Genomic DNA, 19201 nt, shown 5'->3' on the forward strand with positions numbered 1-19201 from the left:
TTGGGTGGGGTGTGTTGTGTTTTTGGGGCTTGCGCCGGCCTTTTTCCCCCCCGGCGGGTTTTTGGGGGGGTGGGGGGGGGGTGGGGGGGGGGGGGGGGGGGGCCCCCCCGGTTTTGGGGAGGGGGGGGGGGGGGGGAGAAAGCCCGCCGCAGGCGCCCTCCCACCAGCCCCCACCGGCCCGCCCCATCGCGAGACAGAACCCCCGCCCTACTCCGTCCTCAACCCCTCCGGCCGCATCAGCTTCCACAGCGGCGGCAGACTCAGCAGGGTGACCGCGAGGACGACCCCCGCCCCCACCCCGGTCATCATCAGGACCGACGACCACTCCACCGTGGTCTCGGACGCGACCATGCCGAGCAGGACCAGGCCGAGGCCGAGGCCGACCACTGCCGCGAGCAGCAGGCCGAGGGCGATCGGGACGGCCGTCTGCCACAGGACCGACAGGCTCAGCGTCCTGCGCCGGGTGCCGAACGCGACGAGTGCCGCGAGCAGTTTGCGCCGTTCGCGCAGTTGCTCCAGCTGCGAGACGAGAAGGCTGGCGCCGATGAGGAGCAGGACGCAGGTCGCGCCCACGAACAGGCCCGTACGGATCGAGTCGAAGCGGCGTGAACGCTCGGTCGCGGTCAGCTGGTTGACCTCCGTGAGCGGGGCGATCCGCGCCACGGCGGTGCGCACCTCGTCGCTCACATCGGCCACCGAACGGTCCGTCTTGAGGTGCAGACTGCCCGTCATCGCACCCCGTACCGCCGTCGGCAGCGCGCTCGACGTGACGAGGAGGCCACCGGTGTCGCCGCCGGTCGGCGAGGTCCGCGCGTCCGCCTTCTTGAGGTCCGCCGGCAGCTTCCACCGCACGGCGAGGCCCTTGTACGGCCCGTACGACGGTTCGAGGAAGATCGTGCCGCCGGCCTTCGCGAGCCTCGCGGTGTCCTCGTCGTACGAGGCGCCCTCGACCCGGAACACATCGCCGTCCTTGCAGGAGGGCAGCGTCGCCACCTCGCGCAGGGCCGCGCAACTGCCGCTCGTGACACTCGCGCTGAGCGAGGGATCGGCGCGCCGCTCGCCCATCGTGGTCTGCACGACCGGCGCGGTCACCGAGGTGACACCCGGCGTGCGTTCCAGGACCCGGCGCTCCTCGTCGAGGTGCTCGAACGTGTCCGGGGACTGCGGGATGTAGATGCTGAGGTCCGCGCGGGCGGGGTCCTGGCCGGTGTCCGTCGTGTAGTAGTCCGAGACGCCCGCGAACAGCATCTGCAGCGCGATTGCCCCGGCCACCGCCACGGCGATCCCGTTGACGAGCCGGGCCGCCGAACCACTGCTCAACTGCAGTCGGCGCACGGCCAGTTGCCAGGAGACCGGCCCCCTGCCGAGCCGCGCCACGACCGCCTCGACGAGCCACGGCAGGATCGCCGTGATGCCGATGAGCAGCAGGACGACACCGCCGGTGACCATCCACTGGTTGAACTCGCCGTTGTCGTTGCCCTGCCCGATCATCGGGTAGAGCAGCGCGAGTCCGGCGAGCGGCAGCAGCAGCCGCCACCACAGCCTGCGCCGCGCGGGCTTGGCGGTACGGACCACACCGAGCGGTTCGATCACCACGCCGCGCAGCGCGAACAGCGTCACCACGACCGCGGCGGCCGGCACCGCGAGCGCCACGAGGACCACGAGGGCGGGCGCGGGGGACAGGTCGTGCGGGAAGACGCTGATGTCCATGACCCGTATCCGGGAGGCCAGCTCCCGCGCCGCCATGAACAGTGCGCCGCCCACGAGCAGCCCGAGCAGCGCCCCCATCGCGGCCTCGCCCGCCGCGATCCGGCGCGCCATCCGCCCGTCCGCGCCGATCAGCCGCAGGGCCGCGAGCCGGCGGTCGCGCCGCTCGCCGCCGAAGCGCACGGCCGTCGCGATGAACACGGCGACCGGCATCAGCAGCACGATGAAGATGATCAGTGTGAGCAGCAGCAGCCGCGGATCGAGTTCCTCGACCGTCGACTCGCTGCCGTACGCGTCGAGGCGGTGGATGCGGTAGCCGGTCGGCTGAAGCGTGTCGGAGCCCTTGATGTACGAGAGTTCATGCGGCCCGATCAGCCCGTCGTCCCCGATCGTGCCGGTGATCCGCCCGTCGATCCGGTCGGCGAGCAGCTTCGCGTCACCGGACTTCAACAACTCGGCGAGCGCGGGCGAGACGAGCACCTCGCCGTCACCGGGGAAGGCCGGGACCCCGGGCGGCAGCGGGGCCTTGGGCCCTTCGGGCCGGATGATCCGGCCGCGTACGTCGTCGCCGCGGAACACCGTGTCGACCTGGGCGAGGATCAGCGTGTTGTCGGCCTTCGGCTTGATCTTGTCGCTGAACGTGATGTCGCTGCGCGCCACGCCACGGGCCTCGCGGGCCTGCAGCGCATGCGGGATCGCCGTCGTCACGAGCAGCAGCGCGACCCCGAGCCCGACGCCGACGGCCGTCAGAACCGTCCGCACCCAGCCCTCGCGCCCGCCGGTGACCGCGAACCGCGCGCCCATCGCGAGATCCCTGAACCACATGTTCACAGGGCGGGCTCCATGTCACGGGACTTGCCGTCGCGCACGACGATCTCGCGGTCCGAGTACGCGGCCACGCGTGCCTCGTGCGTGACGAGGACGACCGCGGCGTTCGTCGAACGGGCCGCCTCCGTCAGAAGCTGCATCACCCGCTCGCCGTTGAGCGAGTCGAGCGCACCGGTCGGCTCGTCCGCGAACAGCACACGCGGCCCGGTGACCAGCGAACGGGCCACCGCGACCCGCTGCCCCTGTCCGCCCGAGACCTCACCGGGACGCTTCTTCGCGAGATCGTCGACCTCCAGGCGCTCCATCCACTGCAGGGCGGTGCGCTCGGCGTCCTTGCGCTTGGCGCCGGCGAGCCGCAGCGGAAGCGCCACGTTCTCCACACAGCTCAACTCCGGTACGAGCTGCCCGAACTGGAAGACGAAGCCGAACTCGGAGCGCCGCAGCGCACTGCGCTCGCTGTCGCCGAGCGCGCTCAGCTCGCGTCCGTTGTACGTGATGGTCCCGGAGTCGGGTGTCACGATGCCCGCGAGGCAGTGCAGCAGCGTCGACTTGCCGGAGCCGGAGGGGCCCATGACGGCGACGACCTCGCCGGGGTGGATGGAGAAGTGCGCGCCGTCGAGCGCGTTCGTCGGCCCGTAGGCCTTGCGCAGATCGTGCGCGGTGAGCAGGGAGCCTGCGGGCGCCTTCATCGGGCGGCCACCTCCACGGCGAGCTTGTCGAGGCGGGCGGCGGTCAGTTCGAGCCAGCGGAGGTCGGCCTCCAGGTGGAACAGGGCGTGGTCGCAGATCAGCTGGTCCGCGAGATCACCCTTCCGCTTGCGCTCGGTGAGCATCCGCATCATCCGCAGGTGCGCGGCGCGCTGGGTGTCGAGCAGATCGGCGGCGTCGCGGCCGGTGAGGAGCGCGAGCACGACCTTCGTGTAGAGCGTCGAGGAGAGATACGGCTCGGGCTTCTCGGGAGCGGCCAGCCACTGCTCGACGTCGGTGATCCCGGCCTCGGTGATCGCATACCGCTTCCGCTCGGGCCCGCCGCCCGCCTCGACCCCGTCGACCTCCACGAGCCCGTTCTTCAGCAGCCTCGACATCGTCGAGTAGACCTGCCCGTAGTGCAGGGGCTTGTCGTGCCCGAACTTTTCGTCGAAGGCGCGCTTCAGGTCGTAACCATGGCGCGGACCGCTTTCCAGCAGGCCGAGGAGGGTGTGTCCGATGCTCATGCGGCATGACTATACACACCACGTATACATGGCGTGTATAGCCCTCGTGTATAGCCCGCGGCCTGCGGCGCTCCCGCTAGGAATCCCCCTTGGGCGGCCGCCCCCGCCGAGGCATCGGCCCCGCCGCCCCCGGCAGCCGCCCCGCATCCTTCAGCGCCCGCCGCAGCAGGAACTCGATCTGCGCGTTCGCCGACCGCAGCTCGTCCCCGGCCCACCGGGCCAGCGCGTCGTAGACGAGCGGGTCGAGCCGGAGCAGCACCTGCTTGCGGGCCGCTCCGGCCGGACGCCGCCCGGATTCGGGCTCCGGATCGGGGCTCACTGGTACAGCGTCCCCGTATTGAGCACGGGCTGCGCCGCCCGGTCCCCGCACAGCACCACCATCAGGTTGGACACCATCGCCGCCTTCCGCTCCTGGTCGAGCTCGACGATGTCCTGCTCGGTGATCCGCGCGATGGCCGACTCGACCATGCCCACCGCGCCCTCGACGATCTGCTGCCGCGCCGCGACCACCGCGCCGGCCTGCTGCCGCTGCAGCATCGCCGAGGCGATCTCCGGTGCGTACGCGAGGTGCGTGAACCGGGACTCGATGATCCGCACGCCCGCCGCCTCGACCCGCGCGTGCAGTTCGACGGCGAGCTTCTCGGTGATCTCCTCGGCGTTCTCGCGCAGGGACAGCTGCTCCGAGTCGTACGCGTCATAGGGGTACTCGATCGCGATGTGCCGCACGGCCGCCTCGGTCTGCGTCGACACGAACTCCACGAAGTCGTCGACCTCGAAGGAGGCCTGTGCGGTGTCCTCGACCTTCCACACCACGACCGCGGCCAGCTCGATCGGGTTGCCGTAGGCGTCGTTGACCTTCAGGACGGCCGTCTCGTGGTTCCGTACACGCGTCGAGATCTTGGTGCGCGACGTCAGCGGGTTCACCCACCGCAGCCCGTCCGTGCGGATCGTGCCGCGGTAGCGCCCGAAGAGCTGCACGACCCGGGCCTCGCCCGGCGCGACCATGTTCAGACCGCACATCGCGAGGAACGCGGCGATCCCGATGAGGATCCCGCCGATGATCAGCCCCGCCTTCGCGCCGCCCGAGTCCACCCCGGTGGCGGCGACCACGAGCCCGGTGCCGGCGAGCAGTCCGACCAGCCCGAAGAGCAGCGCGAGCCCGCCCCCGATCGACTGCGCCTGGAATTCGCGTACGCGCGGCTCCGGCATCTGCGGAACATCTGGCGTCGTGACGGTGGCGTCTTGTGCGCTCATGGCGGGCTCCCCGTATCTGTCCATGCCGGTGGCTGATTCCACCGGCTTAGCAAACTGCTATCACTTTAACCCATGGGTGAGAGCGGCGCCACATCGCTGTGAGGCTTCGCGAAACCCCACCAACTCCTGCAAAACGGACGGAAAGTGCGACCGGAACCGATCCTTCACATCCGGAGGAGCAACCGTTCGAGCCCACGGGTAGTCGGTTCCTGTAGGACAGGTGCTGATTGTCACGTCCGTAAAAGACCGGATCGTCATCCCTTTGTCCCCAGCTGCGGTGTTAGCTTTCTGAGCTGACCCGGGGGGAAGCCGAGACACGACTGGAGCTACGCGAACCATGGGCCGAGCGGAAGAAAGGCGAGCGAGGCAGCGCGGCGGCGGTGTCCGCCGGGCAGAGACTTCGCCGTCGGCCGGCGCGCGCCGCATGGGGCACGACCGTGGCGGTTACGACGATCGCGGCAGCTACGGTGGCGGCGGCCGCGCCGACCGGCGCCGGTCCGCGTCGCGGCACGACGACCGCAGTCTGCTGCGCCGAATATTCACGTGGAAGAAGATCCTCGGGACCTTCTTCGGCTTCATCCTCCTCGGGATGGCGGCGGCGGTCGGGCTGTACTGGTACGTCGACATTCCGACGGCGAACATCGACGCGACGCAGCAGAGCAACGTCTACAAGGTCAACGGCAAGACGATCGCGAACGTCGGCGAGACCAAGCGCGAGATCATCGGGCTCGACAAGATCCCGGAGAACGTGCGGCAGGCAGTCGTCGCCGCCGAGAACAAGACCTTCTACAAGGACCCCGGCGTCGACATCAAGGGCACGACCCGCGGTGTCCTCAACACCCTGATGGGCAAGGGCAAGCAGGGTGGTTCGACGATCACCCAGCAGTACGTGAAGAACTACTACCTGTCCCAGGAGCAGACGGTCAGCCGCAAGGTCCAGGAACTGGTGATCGCCCTCAAGGTCGACCGCCAGGTGTCCAAGGACGAGATCCTCGCGGGCTACCTGAACACCAGCTACTTCGGCCGGGGCGTGTACGGGATCCAGGCCGCTGCCCAGGCCTATTACGAGAAGGACGCGCAGGACCTCACGCTGTCCGAAGGCGCGTATCTGGCCGCCCTGCTCCAGGCCCCGAACCAGTACGACTTCGCGATCGCCTCCGAGACCGGCAAGAAGCTGGCCAAGCAGCGCTGGGCCTACGCGCTCGACAACATGGTCGAGATGGGCTGGCTGACGCCGCAGGAGCGTGCCGACCAGAAGTTCGTGGATCCCAAGAAGCCCAAGCAGGCCGCCGGTCTGGAGGGACAGAACGGCTACTTCATCCAGGCCGCGAAGAACGAACTCGCCCGGCACTTGATGAAGGAGGACGACACGCTCAGCGTCGACCAGGCCTACGCCACGATCGACCAGGGCGGCTGGACCATCGACCTCAACATCGACCCGAAGAAGCAGAAGGCGCTGGAGAAGGCCGTCGACCAGGAGCTGACCTCCGAACTCGACCCGAAGACACGCAAGGTCGATGCGGCCGTACAGGCCGGTGCCGTCTCGGTCGACCCGAAGACCGGGAAGATCGTCGCCATGTACGGCGGCGAGGACTACCTGAAGCACACGACATCCAACGCGCTGCGCTACGACTACCAGCCCGGCTCGACCTTCAAGCCCGTGATCCTGGCCTCGGCTCTGGAGAACGAGGCAGTGAACGAGGACGACGAGCCGATCACGCCGAAGACGATCTACAACGGCGACAGCGAGACGAAGATCGAGTTCGGCAACGGCCAGACGTACGCCCCGCCGAACGAAGGCGATGACGACTTCGGCCCCATCACCGTCCAGCGAGGCATGGACAAGTCCGTCAACTCGGTGTTCGCGGCCATGGGTGCGGACGTCGGCATGGACAAGGTCAAGGAGACCGCAAGCGATCTCGGCATGAGGGACTTCGAACCCGTCGCCGCCATGACGCTCGGCTCCATGGGCGCGAGCCCGCTCGACATGGCCGGGGTCTACGCGACCTTCGACGCCCATGGCAAGAAGGTCACGCCCTCGATCATCAAGAAGGCCACGCACAAGGACGGCGACTACGTTCCCGAGCCCATCGGTGACGAGGTCATCAGCCGCCAGACGGCCGACACCATCACCTCGGTCCTCCAGGGCGTGACTAACGACGGTACGGGTGCGGCCGTGCTGAGGGGCCCGTACGCGGGCAAGTACAAGGCCGCGGGCAAGACCGGTACGACGGACGCCAACGTGTCGGCGCTGTTCGCGGGTTATACCCCCGAACTCGTCACCGTCGTCGGACTCTACGGCGAGGCACCCGAAGGCGGCGGCGGTCTCAAGACGCCCGAGGGCAAGAAGGCCAAGGCGGGCAACCACGTCCCCCTGTACGGCGCCGGCGGCCGCCCCACCACCCACGGCTCGGGCTTCCCGTCCGAGATCTGGGCCGCGTACACCCTCGGCGCCCTGAACGGCGGCTCGGACGCGCGCTTCGAACTCGATACGGACATGGGCGTGGGCGTCGCCCCGCCGCCCAGCACCGAGGCGCCGGAGACCGAGGCGCCCGAGACCGAGGACCCGGATCCCCAGGACCCGACGGAGGCACCGCCGGCGACCACGCCCCCGCCGACCACCGATCCCACGGACCCCGGGACCGAGGAGCCGACGGACGGTCCGACGACGATCCAGCCGCCGATCACCCTCGACCCTGATCCGGACGACTCCGGAGGGGCCGAGAACGGGAACGGGAAACCCAGGACCTAGGGCCCGCCCGGCACACGCCGGGCGCCCCTTGTCTTGACATCTCACCCCACCCGTATCTGAATGTGCGTCAGATGTGTGCCGGGCGTGCAGGGGGTGTGCGCCCGGCGGCCGGTGAGGGCGAGGGGGCTCGGGATGCGGCGTCCGCGAAGACTTCGACCGCGAAGACAGGGTGGGCGCACGCCCGCTCCCGTGCCCGTCCCGCGCCGACGACGCCGTATCGCCGCGGCCGCCGCCGTCGGACTGCTGCTCGCGTCCGGGACGGCGGGCGCGGCGGAGCCGCCGCCCCCCGAGGAATCCTCCGGCCCCTCGGCGGAAGGCGTCGGCGGGGTGGTGGAGCCGTCCGTCGTCTGCCAACTCCCCGCCGGGCAGGGCGAACGGACCGGCCCGCAGAAGATCACGGTCCGGCTCAGCCCCGCGACCGTCGCCCCCGGCGGCACCGTCCATGTCTCCGTCGACCTCGGTCCGACGCCCGCGACGAGCCCCATGGCGCTCGAGGACGCGCCGTTCACCGCGGGCATCGAGTTCGCGCTGGCGGGCGGGGCGGACGGAACGGTCACGGTCTTCGGCAAGCGCACCACGATCGACGTGCCGCTCGCGCCGGACCGGATCCAAGTCCCTTCGTACGAAGGCGACTTCATGATGCCGACGGACGCGCGCGGCCCTGTCTCGCTCATCCCCACGCGGACGCTGACCGTCACGCGCGTGCTCGACCGCGATCACGAGACGGCCTGTGCCGCACGGTCCGGTACGAAGTCCGTCGGCTCGGTGGACGTCGAGGGGGCGGCCCGTCCGGCCCCCACGCTCGCGACCGCCGACCGTGCGGTCTCGCCCGGTGCCACCGTCCCGGTCGAGGGCGCGCGCTGGACTCCGGACGCGCGGCCGCGGGCGCTGCTGTGTGCGGAGGACGGGACGCGGTGCAGTCCCGCCCGGTTCGCGGAGTCCTCGCTGGACGTGGACGCGGAGGGGCGCCTCCGGGGCGCGTTGACGTTGGCCGGGCCGGAGTTGGTCGGCCCGGGGGAGCACCGACTCCGTGTCTTCGACGGCTCTCGCGAGGCGGGCACTTCGCTCACGGTCACGGTCGGGGAGTCCCCGTCGTGGCCCTCGCCCTCCCCTTCAGGCTCGCCTTCGCCGTCGCACCTCACGCCGGCCGATCCCGCTGCTCAGCCCGGCGGCGACGTGCCGGGCGAGGTGGAGGCGAGTCCGCGGCCGGGGGAGTCCCCGGACGGCGCGCGCCTGACCCGGTCCCAGCAGCGGCCGGCGACCTACGTCACCCCGGGGCCGCTCTCGATGAAGCAGTCGGGCAAGGCGGTCAACTTCGGCGCCTTCGAGCTGGGGGAGCAGGCGACGGCGACGAGTTCGCTGAACACGGTCACGGTTTCGGACGGGCGCGGCCACAACATCGGGTGGTCCCTGACGGCGACCCTCACGGACCTGCGTACGTCTCACGGCGGTGTGATCCCGGCGTCGGCGGTCACGTGGACGCCGGTGTGCGTCGCCGAGCCGGGCAGTGTGGGGCGCCCCACGGCGGGCTCCCCGGGGGCCCTCGGCTCCCGGGCCTCCTCGCTGTGCACGATGGGGTCCCAGCTGCGGACCCCGTTCACCGGGGGCGAGTTCAGGGCGGACGCGTCCCTGTCCCTCTCGGTCCCGGGCTTCGTCCCACCGGGCGAGTACAAGGCAACGCTCCAGCTGACGTTGCTGTAGGGGGGCGCCTGCGGCGGGCCTTCTTCCCCCACCCCGCCCCTTCCCGAAACTGGGGGCGTAGCCCCCAGACCCCCTAATCGCGCTGAACGCGCTCGTCCTCAATCGCCGGACGGGCTAAATATTTAGCCCGTCCGGCGATTGAGGACATCCGAACGAAGTTCGGATCCGGGGTCCGGGGCGAAGCCCCGGTTTCGGGAAGGGGCGGGGTGGGGGAAAGGTCATCGGTTCAGCTCGAACCAGACCACCTTCCCCGTGGACAACCGAGTAGCCCCCCACCGCCGAGCCATCCGGTTCACCAGATACAACCCACGCCCACCCTCATCCGTGGCCCGCGCCTGCCGCAACCGCGGCAACTGCGGCACGTCGTCCACGACTTCACACCGCAGCACATCCGTCCGCAGCAGCCGCAGCGTTATGGGCCGGGACGCGTACCGCACCGCGTTCGTGACGACCTCGCTCACCAAGAGCTCCACCGCATCCGTATGCGAGGACAGATCCCACCGCTCCAGCGCCCGCCGAGCAAGCCGCCGCGCACGCGCGGGAGCGGAGTCCTCGGGCTCCAGGTACCAGTACGCGACATCGCTCGGCGCGATCCCGTCGAAACGGGCCGCGAGGAGCGCGATGTCGTCGTCGCGGTCGCCGGGGCCGAGCATGTCGAGCACGTCGTCGCAGAGCGCCTCCAGGGGAGGCGAGTGGTCCGGGCCGGTCAACTCCGCGGTGGCGGCAAGCCGTTCGCGGAGCTGCTCGATACCGGTCCACACGTCCCGCAGCCGGGACTCGACGAGCCCGTCGGTGTACAGGAGCAGCGTCGCCCCGGCGGGCGCGTCGAGTTCGACGGCCTCGAAGTCGACCCCGCCGACCCCGATCGGCGCACCCGCGGGCACCCGGAGCACTTCCGCGCGCCCGCCGATGTGCAGCAGCACCGGCGGCGGATGCCCCGCGTTGGCGATGGTGATGCGGTGCGCGACCGGGTCGTACACCGCGTACAGGCAGGTGGCCATGCGGTCGGAGCCGAGCCGCTGGGCCTGTTCGTCGAGGTGGTGGAGGACTTCCTGCGGCGGCAGGTCGAGGCCCGCCAGGGTCTGGGCCGTGGTCCGCAGCTGGCCCATGACGTCGCCCACGACGAGCGCGACCCGGCTGCCCGGCAGCGGGATCGCGTCGTACCAGTCGCCGCCCACCCGCGCGGTCTCCGCCGCCGGAAGGTAGCGGCTGGCGAGCTTCACGCCGGTCGGCTGCGGCAGCGTCTCGGGCAGCATCGTCCGCTGCAGCTCGTCCGCGATATAGGCCTCGCGCCCGTACAGGACGGCCTTGTCGATCCCGAGCGCGGTGTGCGTCGCGAGCTGCGCCGCGACCAGCAGGTCCTCGCCGTCGAACGCGGCCCGCTCGGCCCGCCGCAGGAACACCGCGGCCCCGATGACCCGCCGCCGTCCGCGCAGCGGGGCGAGGATCACGCGCCGCGGCCCGGGCAACGAGCGCTCGTCGCCGAGCAGTTCGGGCAGCGCGGCCCGCGCGGTCTCGGACTCCCCGAACACCGGCCGCACCCCGCGGAGCACTTCGGCGAGCGCCCCGCCGATCCGGACCTGGCACAGCTCGGCGGCCGGTCCGGCGTCCGGCTGCAGCTGCAGGACGGGCTGCAGGACGCCGTCGGTGAGAGTGTCGTCGCTGTCGTCGGGCGCGTCGGGTATCCGGTCGGTGCGGCGCAGCCGCAGCACCACGGGCCCTACCGGGCGCTCCTCGCCCACCGGCAGCGGGTCCCGCAGATACACGAGGATCGAGTCGGAGAACGTGGGCACGGTCGAGCGGCACAGGCCCATCACGATCTCGTCGAGGTCCATGCCGCGCGCGATCCGCCGGGTCGCTGATCCCACGAACCGCAGCCGCTCGCCCTCGCGCCGCGCCTTGTCACCGCCGCGCGGGGCCGCACCGACGCCACCCTTGGCGCCGCTCTTCGCGCCGCCTTTCGCGCGCCCGGCCCCGGTACCGGCCCGTGCGCCGGGCCGCGCCTCCGACCCGGTGGGCTGCTCGGGCACCTGCGCGTGCTCGGCGCGCGGCGGCTCGGTGCGCGAGGGATCCGTGCGCGACGGATCCGTGCGCGAGGGTTCGGGGCACGGCGGATCGCCGCCGCGGTCACCCTGTGCGGGTAACCCCATGGCAGCGCTTTCCTGGGAACGCAGCATCGCCCCGCGTGCTTCCGCGGGGCCGGCCGCTCCGGAGGCCTTCGTACGGCCGTCGTCGTGGGAGGTGGGGTGCTCCGTCACGCGTGTCGAATCCGTCCGTCGATCGAGCCCCGCGCGTTCTCTTGGTTCACGTCCTTGCCACCCCTCAGTGACGCTCCGTCAAGCTGTGCGCAAGCCCCGCGAGTTAACACTTCCGGACGTTGATCCTACGTTTGGACCATGGGGGCGCATCAAGGGTCTCATGTGGACACACGCGCGGGCGTACGATCCCAGTCCTCCGGCAGAACCGGCCTGCGCCAGGCGGGATCGGGACGCCAGCCTGGCCAGCCGTCGGAGAACGGCGGACCCCATTCCCGTACGACATCGAGCGCCGCCCGACCCGCCGCACGCACCCCGCGAGCCTGGCCGGAATCCATCAGTCCGACGCGCTGCGCCTCGGCGAACTCGTCCTCGTCGCGCCAGTGCCAACTGCGGTCGGGCTGTACGGAGATGTCGAGGAAGTGGTCCTCGGAGTCGACACCGCCCGCCCAGCGGGCCAGCGGCTCCTCGAGGTTCACGTAGAAGTTCTTGAACCGCCAGCCCTGCTCCCAGAACAGCCACACCGACCAGGGCTCCCCGGGGCGCGCGAGCTTCAGGACCCCGGTGCCGTGCCAGCGGTCGCGCACCACGGACCGCGGTTTCGTGTAGCGGGTGGCCAGCGGCTCATGGTGCACGGGCGTCCCGTCGGCGAGCACGGGCCGTACGCATTCGGTGCCGGGGGCCATCCACACGGCGAGCAGCTCGGCGCTGTCCCGTACGACGGTCACGGGACGGCAGATGTGGATGGAGTCGCCGCCGTTCTCCCGATAGCGCCACAGGATGTGGCTGCCCGGCGCCCAGCGCCCGGCTCCGTCCCGGCCTGCGGTGATCCCGTGCTCTTCCATGAACAGATCTTACGGATGGACGGCTACGGCCGCGTCATCCGCAGCACGTCCAGCGCCTCGTCCAGCTGTGCCTCCGTGAGCAACCCGCGCTCGACATAGCCCGATTCGAGCACTACCTCCCGGATCGTCTTCCGCTCGGCGAGCGACTTCTTGGCGACCTTCGCCGCCTCCTCGTACCCGATGTACTTGTTGAGCGGCGTGACCACGGACGGCGAGGACTCGGCGTACTCCCGGGCCCGCTCGGCGTTGACGGTGATCCCGTCGACCGTGCGGTCCGCGAGCAGCCGCGAGGCGTTCGCGAGGAGCCGTACCGACTCCAGGACGTTCTTGGCGAGCACCGGCAGCATCACATTGAGCTCGAAGTTCCCGGCCGCGCCCGCCACCGACACCGTCACGTCGTTGCCCTGCACCTGCGCGGCGACCATCAGCACCGCCTCGGGGATCACCGGATTGACCTTGCCCGGCATGATCGACGAACCCGGCTGCAGATCCGGCAGGTTGATCTCCGCGAGCCCGGTGCGCGGCCCCGAGGCCATCCAGCGCAGATCGTTGGCGATCTTCGTCAGGCCGACCGCGATGGTCCGCAGCTGCCCGGAGGTCTCCACGAGCCCGTCCCGCGCGCCCTGCGCCTCGAAGTGGTCGCGTGCCTCTGTCAGCGGGAGCCCGGTGGCCGCGGCGACCTCGGCGATCACCGAGGCGGAGAAGCCGGCCGGGGTGTTGATGCCGGTGCCCACCGCGGTCCCGCCGAGCGGCAGCTCCGCGAGCCGGGGGAGCGAGGCCGTCAACCGCTCGACCCCGTACCGGACTTGGGCCGCGTACCCGCCGAACTCCTGGCCCAGCGTGACGGGTGTCGCGTCCATCAGATGCGTACGACCCGACTTCACGACCTCCGCGTACTCCTCGGCCTTGCGCCCCAGCGAGGCGGCGAGGTGCTCCAGGGCCGGGATCAGATCCCGTGTGACGGCCTCGGTCGCGGCGATGTGGATCGAGGACGGGAAGACGTCGTTGGACGACTGGGAGGCGTTCACATGGTCGTTGGGGTGCACATCGCGCCCGAGCCGCTCGGTGGCCAGGGTCGCGATCACCTCGTTGGTGTTCATGTTGGACGAGGTGCCGGACCCGGTCTGGAACACGTCCACCGGGAAGTGCTCGTCCCACCGCCCCTCGGCGACCTCGGCCGCCGCGGACTCGATGGCCTCCGCGATGTCCTTGTCGATGACGCCGAGCGAGGCGTTCACCTTCGCCGCGGCGCCCTTGATCTGCGCGAGCGCCCGGATGTGGGCGCGCTCGATGCGCTGCCCGGAGACGGGGAAGTTCTCCACGGCGCGCTGCGTCTGCGCCCGCCACTTCGCGTGCGCGGGGACGCGCACCTCGCCCATGGAGTCGTGCTCGATCCGGTATTCGCTCATACCCGGTACAGCGTTCGGGGCGGCGCGGATGTTCCGCGCCGCCCCGAACGGGTGACCGGGAGGGAAGAGCCCTTGACGCGTTACGCGAGCCCGGGACCCCGTACCGGAATCGACGTGAAGGTCGGCGCGGGGGCCGGCTCCTGGAAGAAGTCATGGCCCTTGTCGTCCACGACGATGAACGCCGGGAAGTCCTCGACCTCGATCTTCCACACCGCCTCCATGCCGAGCTCCTCGTACTCGACGACCTCGACCTTCTTGATGCAGTCCTGCGCGAGCCGCGCCGCCGGACCGCCGATCGAGCCGAGGTAGAAGCCGCCGTGCGCGTCGCACGCGTCGGTGACCTGCTGGGAGCGGTTGCCCTTCGCGAGCATCACCTTCGAGCCGCCGGCCGCCTGGAACTGCTCCACGTACGAGTCCATCCGCCCGGCCGTCGTCGGCCCGAACGAACCGGACGCGTAGCCCTCGGGGGTCTTCGCCGGACCCGCGTAGTACACGGGGTGGTCCTTCAGGTACTGCGGCATCTCCTCGCCCGCGTCGAGCCGCTCCTTGATCTTGGCGTGCGCGATGTCGCGCGCCACGACCAGCGGGCCGGTCAGCGAGAGGCGGGTCTTCACCGGGTACTTGGTGAGCTCGGCGAGGATCACGTCCATCGGCTGGTTGAGGTCGATGTTCACGACATCGCTCGCCTCGTCGAGGTGCTCGTCCGTGGTGTCCGGCAGGAAGCGCGCCGGGTCCTTCTCCAGCTCCTCAAGGAACACGCCCTCGGCCGTGATCTTCGCCTGGGCCTGGCGGTCCGCCGAGCAGGACACCGCGAGGGCGACCGGGCAGGAGGCGCCGTGCCGCGGCAGGCGCACCACGCGTACGTCGTGGCAGAAGTACTTGCCGCCGAACTGCGCGCCGATGCCGAGCTTCTGGGTCAGCTCGAAGACCTTCTGCTCCAGGTCCTTGTCACGGAAGCCGTGGCCCAGCTCGCTGCCCTCGGCGGGCAGCTCGTCCAGGTAGTGCGCGGAGGCGTACTTCGCGGTCTTCAGCGCGAACTCGGCGCTCGTACCGCCGACGACGATCGCCAGGTGGTACGGCGGGCAAGCGGCCGTACCCAGTGAACGGATCTTCTCCTCCAGGAACTTCATCATGGAGGCCTCGTTCAGGACGGCCTTCGTCTCCTGGTAGAGGAACGACTTGTTGGCCGAGCCGCCGCCCTTGGCCATGAAGAGGAACTTGTACGCGCCGCCGTCGGTCGCGTACAGCTCGATCTGCGCCGGCAGGTTCGAGCCCGTGTTCTTCTCGTCCCACATGTTCAGGGGGGCCATCTGCGAGTAGCGCAGGTTCAGGTTCTGGTACGCGTCGTAGATGCCCTTGGAGAGCGCCTTCTCGTCGCCGCCCTCGGTCAGGACGTTCTGGCCGCGCTTGCCCATGACGATCGCGGTGCCGGTGTCCTGGCACATCGGCAGCACACCGGCCGCGGCGATGTTCGCGTTCTTGAGGAGGTCGAGGGCGACGAACTTGTCGTTGCCGCTCGCCTCCGGGTCGTCGATGATCCGCCGCAGCTGCGCGAGGTGGGCCGGGCGCAGGTAGTGCTGGATGTCGTGGATCGCCTCCTCGGCGAGCTTGCGCAGCGCCTCCGGCTCGACCTTCAGGAACGTCCGGCCGTCCGGCCCCTCGACGGTCGAGACACCTTCCGAGGTCACCAGCCGATACGGGGTGGTGTCCTCACCGGTCGGCAGCAGGTCGGTGTACGCGAACTCCGGCATCTCGGGCCATTCCTCTACTTCAGCAGACAGCGGCTTGACGTCCTGTTGGCAAGCACCCTTAAGGGTAGGACCCGGGAGCGTCCCTGAACTTGTGAGGTAAGGCTCAGTTCCGGCGCTCACGGGGTAGTCGCGATCTATCGCGTTTCGTATGCTGAATCCGTGGACCTCGAAAAGCACTCCCAGCCGAAGCCGGACCTGACCAAGCCGGCGCCCGCGGCCGCCGACGCCCCGCCGGCGCCCGTGGGCCTGCGCGCCTCGGACGCGGACCGCGACCGCACCGCCGAGATCCTCGCGGCCGCGCTCGCCGAGGGCCGGCTGACCGCGGAGGAGCACTCCGAGCGGATCGAGGGGGTGTATCAGGCCAAAACCGTCGCGGAGCTCGAGCCGTACGTCGCGGACCTGCCGGGCGCACACCAGGCGCGCCCCGCCGCCCCCGTCGCCGACCAGCCGACGCCCGGCGCGGTACCGGCCACGGCCGACGAGAACCTCGTCGCGGTCTTCAGCTCCTCCACCCGCAAGGGCCGCTGGCGCGTGAGCCGCAGGACCCACGCGTACGCGGTCTTCGGCAATGTGGAGATCGACCTGACCGAGGCGGTCTTCGAGTACCGCCAGGTCGTCATCAAGGCGTACTCGGTCTTCGGGAACGTGGAGGTCCGCGTCCCGGAGAACATCTCGCTGCGCGGCAGCGGCAGCGGCATCTTCGGCAACTTCGAGGTCGAGGCGGTCGACTCCGCCGAGGCGGACGCCCCCGTCGTCTTCGTCGACGGCTACTCGGTGTTCGGCAACATCGAGGCCAAGCCCAAGCGCGGCAAGTTCATCGAGGACCTGCACAAGTATGTGGGGCGCTCGGTGGCCCGCCATATGCGCAAGCACCTCGACTGAGCAGAGCGGGAACTTCCGCTCTTCGGAACTCCGGCATGGGAACTCAGTGCATAGGCCCGCGCACAGCGGGTAGGGCTGCTGCATCGTCACTCGCTTGCGAATCCGTCGTCAGGAGTAGACCGTGCTGCACCCTCCGCATCAGTCCCTTCCGGTCACCGCGATCCCCGCGATCCCGACACAGAGGGTGCCGACGCGCGATTCGGAAGTCCCATGGCACACGGAAGCTGTGTGCCGGCGTGACGAGGCAGGCCTGTTCTTCGCCCCTTCCAAGGAACCGACCGCCGCGCGTCTCTCCCGCGAACAGGCCGCGAAGCGGGTCTGCGCCCGCTGTCCCGTCATGGTCGAGTGCCGCGAGCACGCCCTGCTCCAGCCGGAGCCGTACGGGGTGTGGGGCGGCCTGACCGCGGCGGAACGGCGCGTGGTCCTCGCCCGCCGCAGGCGCCGCGATGTGGAGCTCCAGAAGTCGGCTCTCTCGGTGACGCGGATAGCGGCCGCCGGGTAGGGCTTGGCCGTACGTGACCGGGGGCGCCCCTTGCGCAAGGGGCGCCCCCGGTCTCAGTCGAGGCCGGGGCGGACCAGGCCGCATTCGTAGGCGAGGACGACGGCCTGCACCCGGTCCCGCAGCCCGAGCTTCGCGAGGATCCGGCTCATATGCCCCTTCACCGTGCCTTCCGTGAGGAACAGCCGGCCGGCGATCTCCGTGTTCGACAGACCGCGGGCGACGAGCACGAGCACCTCGCGTTCCCGGCCGGTCAAGGCGCTCAGCTCGATGTCGGGCCGGGGGAGCGGATCGCCGTCCGACCCGATGTGGCGCTCGATCAGCCGCCGGGTCACGGCGGGCGCCACCATCGCGTCGCCCCGGGCCACCGCCCGGACCGCGGAGAGCAGGTCGGGGGCGAGCGTGTCCTTGAGGAGGAAGCCGCAGGCGCCCGCGCGCAGCGCGGCGTAGACGTACTCGTCGAGGTCGAAGGTGGTGAGCACCAGCACCTTCGGCCCGTCCGGTCCGGCGCCGCGGATCAGCCGCGTCGCCTCCACGCCGTCCACATCGGGCATCCGGATGTCCATCAGGACCACGTCGGGCGCGAGCTCGGCCGCCAGGGCCGCGGCCCGCGCACCGTCACCGGCCTCGCCGACGACCTCCATGTCCTCGGCGTTCTCCAGGATCATCCGTACGCCCTCGCGCAACAACACCTGGTCGTCGGCGAGCAGGACCCGGATCACTCGGCACCTCCCCGGATCACTCGGCACCACCGCGGTTCAGCGGGAGCAGCACCCGCACGGCGAAGCCGCCGCCGGGTGCGCGGGCCGCGGACATCTCGCCGCCGAGCAGCGCCACCCGGTCGCGCATGCCGCGCAGCCCGTTGCCGGTGCCGTCGGCCGACGGCACCGCGGCGCTGTCCCCGTCACCGGCGCCCCCGTCGTCGGCGACCTCGATGACCAGCCCGCGGCCCGTGCGGGACACGAGCACCTCGGCGCGGGCGGACGGCCCCGCGTGCTTCATGACATTGGTCAGCGCCTCCTGCACGATCCGGTACGCCGACAGATCGACCACGCCCGGCAGCACCCCCGGCGGCCCCTCGACCCGCAGCCGCACCGGTGTGCCCGACTCCCGCACCGTGTCGACGAGCTGCGGCAGCCGGTCGAGCCCGGGCGCCGGGTGGCGGGACGCGTCGGGCGCCGCGTCGGAGGCCAGGACGCGGCGCATGTCGGCCAGGGAGGCACGGCCGGTGCCGACGATGGTCTCCAGCGCCTTGCGCGCATGCTCCGGCCGCTTGTCGAACGAGGCACCCGCGCCCTGCGCCTGCATCACGATCACCGACAGGCCGTGTGCCACGACATCGTGCAACTCGCGGGTGAGCCGGTCGCGTTCGGCGGCCGCGGCCAGCGCCGCCCGCTGGTCGCGTTCACGCTCCAGATCGCGGGCCCGTGTGGCGAGGGCGTCGAGATACTCGCGGCGGCTGCGGGCTCCCGAGCCGACGGCCCAGCCCGCGATCAGCGCACCGAACAGCGGCAGCGTGCCCCAGTCGGTCGGCCCGGGGTCGAACGCCCCGCCCGGTCCGGCTCTGCCCGGTTCCCGGCCGGAGCCCTCGGTCCCGCCGCGTGTGCCGCCGAGCGTGTCGCCGCCCACCCCCGGCACCTGTTCGAGAGCCCAGCCGTCCACCTTCCCGTCCAGGGCCACGAACAGGGACCAGCCGGCCGCCACGAGGAGGGTGCATCCCAGCGCGGCCAGCGAGGCGCGGCGCCCGTGCCGGCCCGCGAGGGCGGCGAGCGCGAGCGGTGCCGCCAGATCGGCGAAGGAGGGCCCGGTGACGATCGCCATGTGCACCAAGGACCCGGTCAGCGCGGCGGCCAGCGCCGCGACCGGCCACCGGTGGCGGGCCAGGACCGAGAGCAGACACACCGCGGTGACCGCCCACCACGGGGTCGGCTCCAGGGGCGATCCGCGCCACGCGACCGTTCCGCCCAGGAGCAGCGCCACGAGACCGGCGTCCTGGACCGCCGGCCTGCCCGTCCACGCGGATATCCGAACTCCCCACCCGTTCATCCCGGTTGAGAGTAGGGCAGAGCGGTCCGCCGCGGACCCGCCTGTGGTCATGCCCGTAT

At 70.9% G+C, this 19201-nt stretch carries 15 protein-coding genes; 4 read left to right on the forward strand and 11 right to left on the reverse strand.

Annotation, left to right across the window (positions count from 1 at the left end; genetic code table 11):
* Positions 1-207: 207 nt before the first annotated feature.
* From ACIBI4_RS22285 to ACIBI4_RS22305, 5 genes are all read right to left on the reverse strand, one after another.
* Positions 208-2532, reverse strand: a complete 2325-nt coding sequence (locus ACIBI4_RS22285) for an FtsX-like permease family protein (protein ID WP_399206076.1) — start codon at positions 2530-2532, stop codon at positions 208-210.
* Between the two features lie 2 nt (positions 2533-2534).
* Positions 2535-3224, reverse strand: coding sequence for an ABC transporter ATP-binding protein (locus ACIBI4_RS22290; protein ID WP_399205724.1), 690 nt, complete (start codon positions 3222-3224; stop codon positions 2535-2537).
* Positions 3221-3748 (reverse strand): PadR family transcriptional regulator, encoded by a 528-nt coding sequence (locus tag ACIBI4_RS22295; protein WP_399205725.1) that lies wholly within the window; start codon positions 3746-3748, stop codon positions 3221-3223. Before ACIBI4_RS22295 ends, ACIBI4_RS22290 begins: the two co-directional genes overlap by 4 nt.
* Before the next feature lie 76 nt (positions 3749-3824).
* Positions 3825-4067 (reverse strand): hypothetical protein, encoded by a 243-nt coding sequence (locus tag ACIBI4_RS22300; RefSeq protein ID WP_399205726.1) that lies wholly within the window; start codon positions 4065-4067, stop codon positions 3825-3827.
* On the reverse strand, positions 4064-5002 hold the full coding sequence (locus ACIBI4_RS22305) for an SPFH domain-containing protein (RefSeq protein WP_399205727.1): 939 nt from the start codon (positions 5000-5002) through the stop codon (positions 4064-4066). Before ACIBI4_RS22305 ends, ACIBI4_RS22300 begins: the two co-directional genes overlap by 4 nt.
* Positions 5003-5339: 337 nt before the next feature.
* On the opposite strand from ACIBI4_RS22305, the gene ACIBI4_RS22310 reads away from it, so the two are divergent.
* Positions 5340-7754: a transglycosylase domain-containing protein gene (locus tag ACIBI4_RS22310; protein ID WP_399205728.1), complete on the forward strand. Its 2415-nt coding sequence runs from the start codon at positions 5340-5342 to the stop codon at positions 7752-7754.
* A gap of 189 nt (positions 7755-7943) precedes the next feature.
* On the forward strand, positions 7944-9455 hold the full coding sequence (locus ACIBI4_RS22315; protein ID WP_399205729.1) for a hypothetical protein: 1512 nt from the start codon (positions 7944-7946) through the stop codon (positions 9453-9455).
* Positions 9456-9673: 218 nt separating this feature from the next.
* On the opposite strand, the gene ACIBI4_RS22320 is transcribed toward ACIBI4_RS22315, so the two are convergent.
* From ACIBI4_RS22320 to ACIBI4_RS22335, 4 genes are all read right to left on the reverse strand, one after another.
* Complete coding sequence (locus tag ACIBI4_RS22320; protein WP_399205730.1) at positions 9674-11713, reverse strand: SpoIIE family protein phosphatase; 2040 nt, start codon at positions 11711-11713, stop codon at positions 9674-9676.
* A 158-nt stretch (positions 11714-11871) separates the two neighbouring features.
* Positions 11872-12555 (reverse strand): DUF402 domain-containing protein, encoded by a 684-nt coding sequence (locus ACIBI4_RS22325; RefSeq protein ID WP_399205731.1) that lies wholly within the window; start codon positions 12553-12555, stop codon positions 11872-11874.
* Positions 12556-12578: 23 nt separating this feature from the next.
* Entirely contained in the window at positions 12579-13964 is a 1386-nt protein-coding gene (locus tag ACIBI4_RS22330) for a class II fumarate hydratase (protein ID WP_399205732.1), read from the reverse strand.
* Between the two features lie 80 nt (positions 13965-14044).
* Entirely contained in the window at positions 14045-15715 is a 1671-nt protein-coding gene (locus ACIBI4_RS22335; RefSeq protein ID WP_399205733.1) for a fumarate hydratase, read from the reverse strand.
* Positions 15716-15874: 159 nt separating this feature from the next.
* On the opposite strand from ACIBI4_RS22335, the gene ACIBI4_RS22340 reads away from it, so the two are divergent.
* On the forward strand, positions 15875-16597 hold the full coding sequence (locus ACIBI4_RS22340; protein WP_399205734.1) for a DUF1707 domain-containing protein: 723 nt from the start codon (positions 15875-15877) through the stop codon (positions 16595-16597).
* Between the two features lie 121 nt (positions 16598-16718).
* On the forward strand, positions 16719-17099 hold the full coding sequence (locus ACIBI4_RS22345; RefSeq protein WP_399205735.1) for a WhiB family transcriptional regulator: 381 nt from the start codon (positions 16719-16721) through the stop codon (positions 17097-17099).
* Positions 17100-17152: 53 nt separating this feature from the next.
* Here the strand turns inward: ACIBI4_RS22345 and ACIBI4_RS22350 are convergent, their stop codons facing one another.
* Positions 17153-17818, reverse strand: coding sequence for a response regulator (locus ACIBI4_RS22350; RefSeq protein ID WP_399205736.1), 666 nt, complete (start codon positions 17816-17818; stop codon positions 17153-17155).
* Between the two features lie 16 nt (positions 17819-17834).
* The gene (locus tag ACIBI4_RS22355) at positions 17835-19142 is read right to left on the reverse strand and encodes a sensor histidine kinase (protein ID WP_399205737.1); all 1308 of its coding nucleotides are present in this window, start codon (positions 19140-19142) and stop codon (positions 17835-17837) included.
* Positions 19143-19201 lie beyond the last annotated feature (59 nt).

The sequence above is a fragment of the Streptomyces sp. NPDC050418 genome (genome assembly GCF_044458745.1).
GTDB lineage: Bacteria > Actinomycetota > Actinomycetes > Streptomycetales > Streptomycetaceae > Streptomyces.

What these genes read in the sequence shown, in the direction of transcription:
- ACIBI4_RS22285 (WP_399206076.1), bottom strand. Translation starts at nt 2,532, where the DNA reads ATGTGGTTCAGGGATCTCGCGATGGGCGCGCGGTTCGCGGTCACCGGC.
- ACIBI4_RS22290 (WP_399205724.1), bottom strand. Translation starts at nt 3,224, where the DNA reads ATGAAGGCGCCCGCAGGCTCCCTGCTCACCGCGCACGATCTGCGCAAG.
- ACIBI4_RS22295 (WP_399205725.1), bottom strand. Translation starts at nt 3,748, where the DNA reads ATGAGCATCGGACACACCCTCCTCGGCCTGCTGGAAAGCGGTCCGCGC.
- ACIBI4_RS22305 (WP_399205727.1), bottom strand. Translation starts at nt 5,002, where the DNA reads ATGAGCGCACAAGACGCCACCGTCACGACGCCAGATGTTCCGCAGATG.
- ACIBI4_RS22310 (WP_399205728.1), top strand. Translation starts at nt 5,340, where the DNA reads ATGGGCCGAGCGGAAGAAAGGCGAGCGAGGCAGCGCGGCGGCGGTGTC.
- ACIBI4_RS22325 (WP_399205731.1), bottom strand. Translation starts at nt 12,555, where the DNA reads ATGGAAGAGCACGGGATCACCGCAGGCCGGGACGGAGCCGGGCGCTGG.
- ACIBI4_RS22330 (WP_399205732.1), bottom strand. Translation starts at nt 13,964, where the DNA reads ATGAGCGAATACCGGATCGAGCACGACTCCATGGGCGAGGTGCGCGTC.
- ACIBI4_RS22335 (WP_399205733.1), bottom strand. Translation starts at nt 15,715, where the DNA reads ATGCCGGAGTTCGCGTACACCGACCTGCTGCCGACCGGTGAGGACACC.
- ACIBI4_RS22355 (WP_399205737.1), bottom strand. Translation starts at nt 19,142, where the DNA reads ATGAACGGGTGGGGAGTTCGGATATCCGCGTGGACGGGCAGGCCGGCG.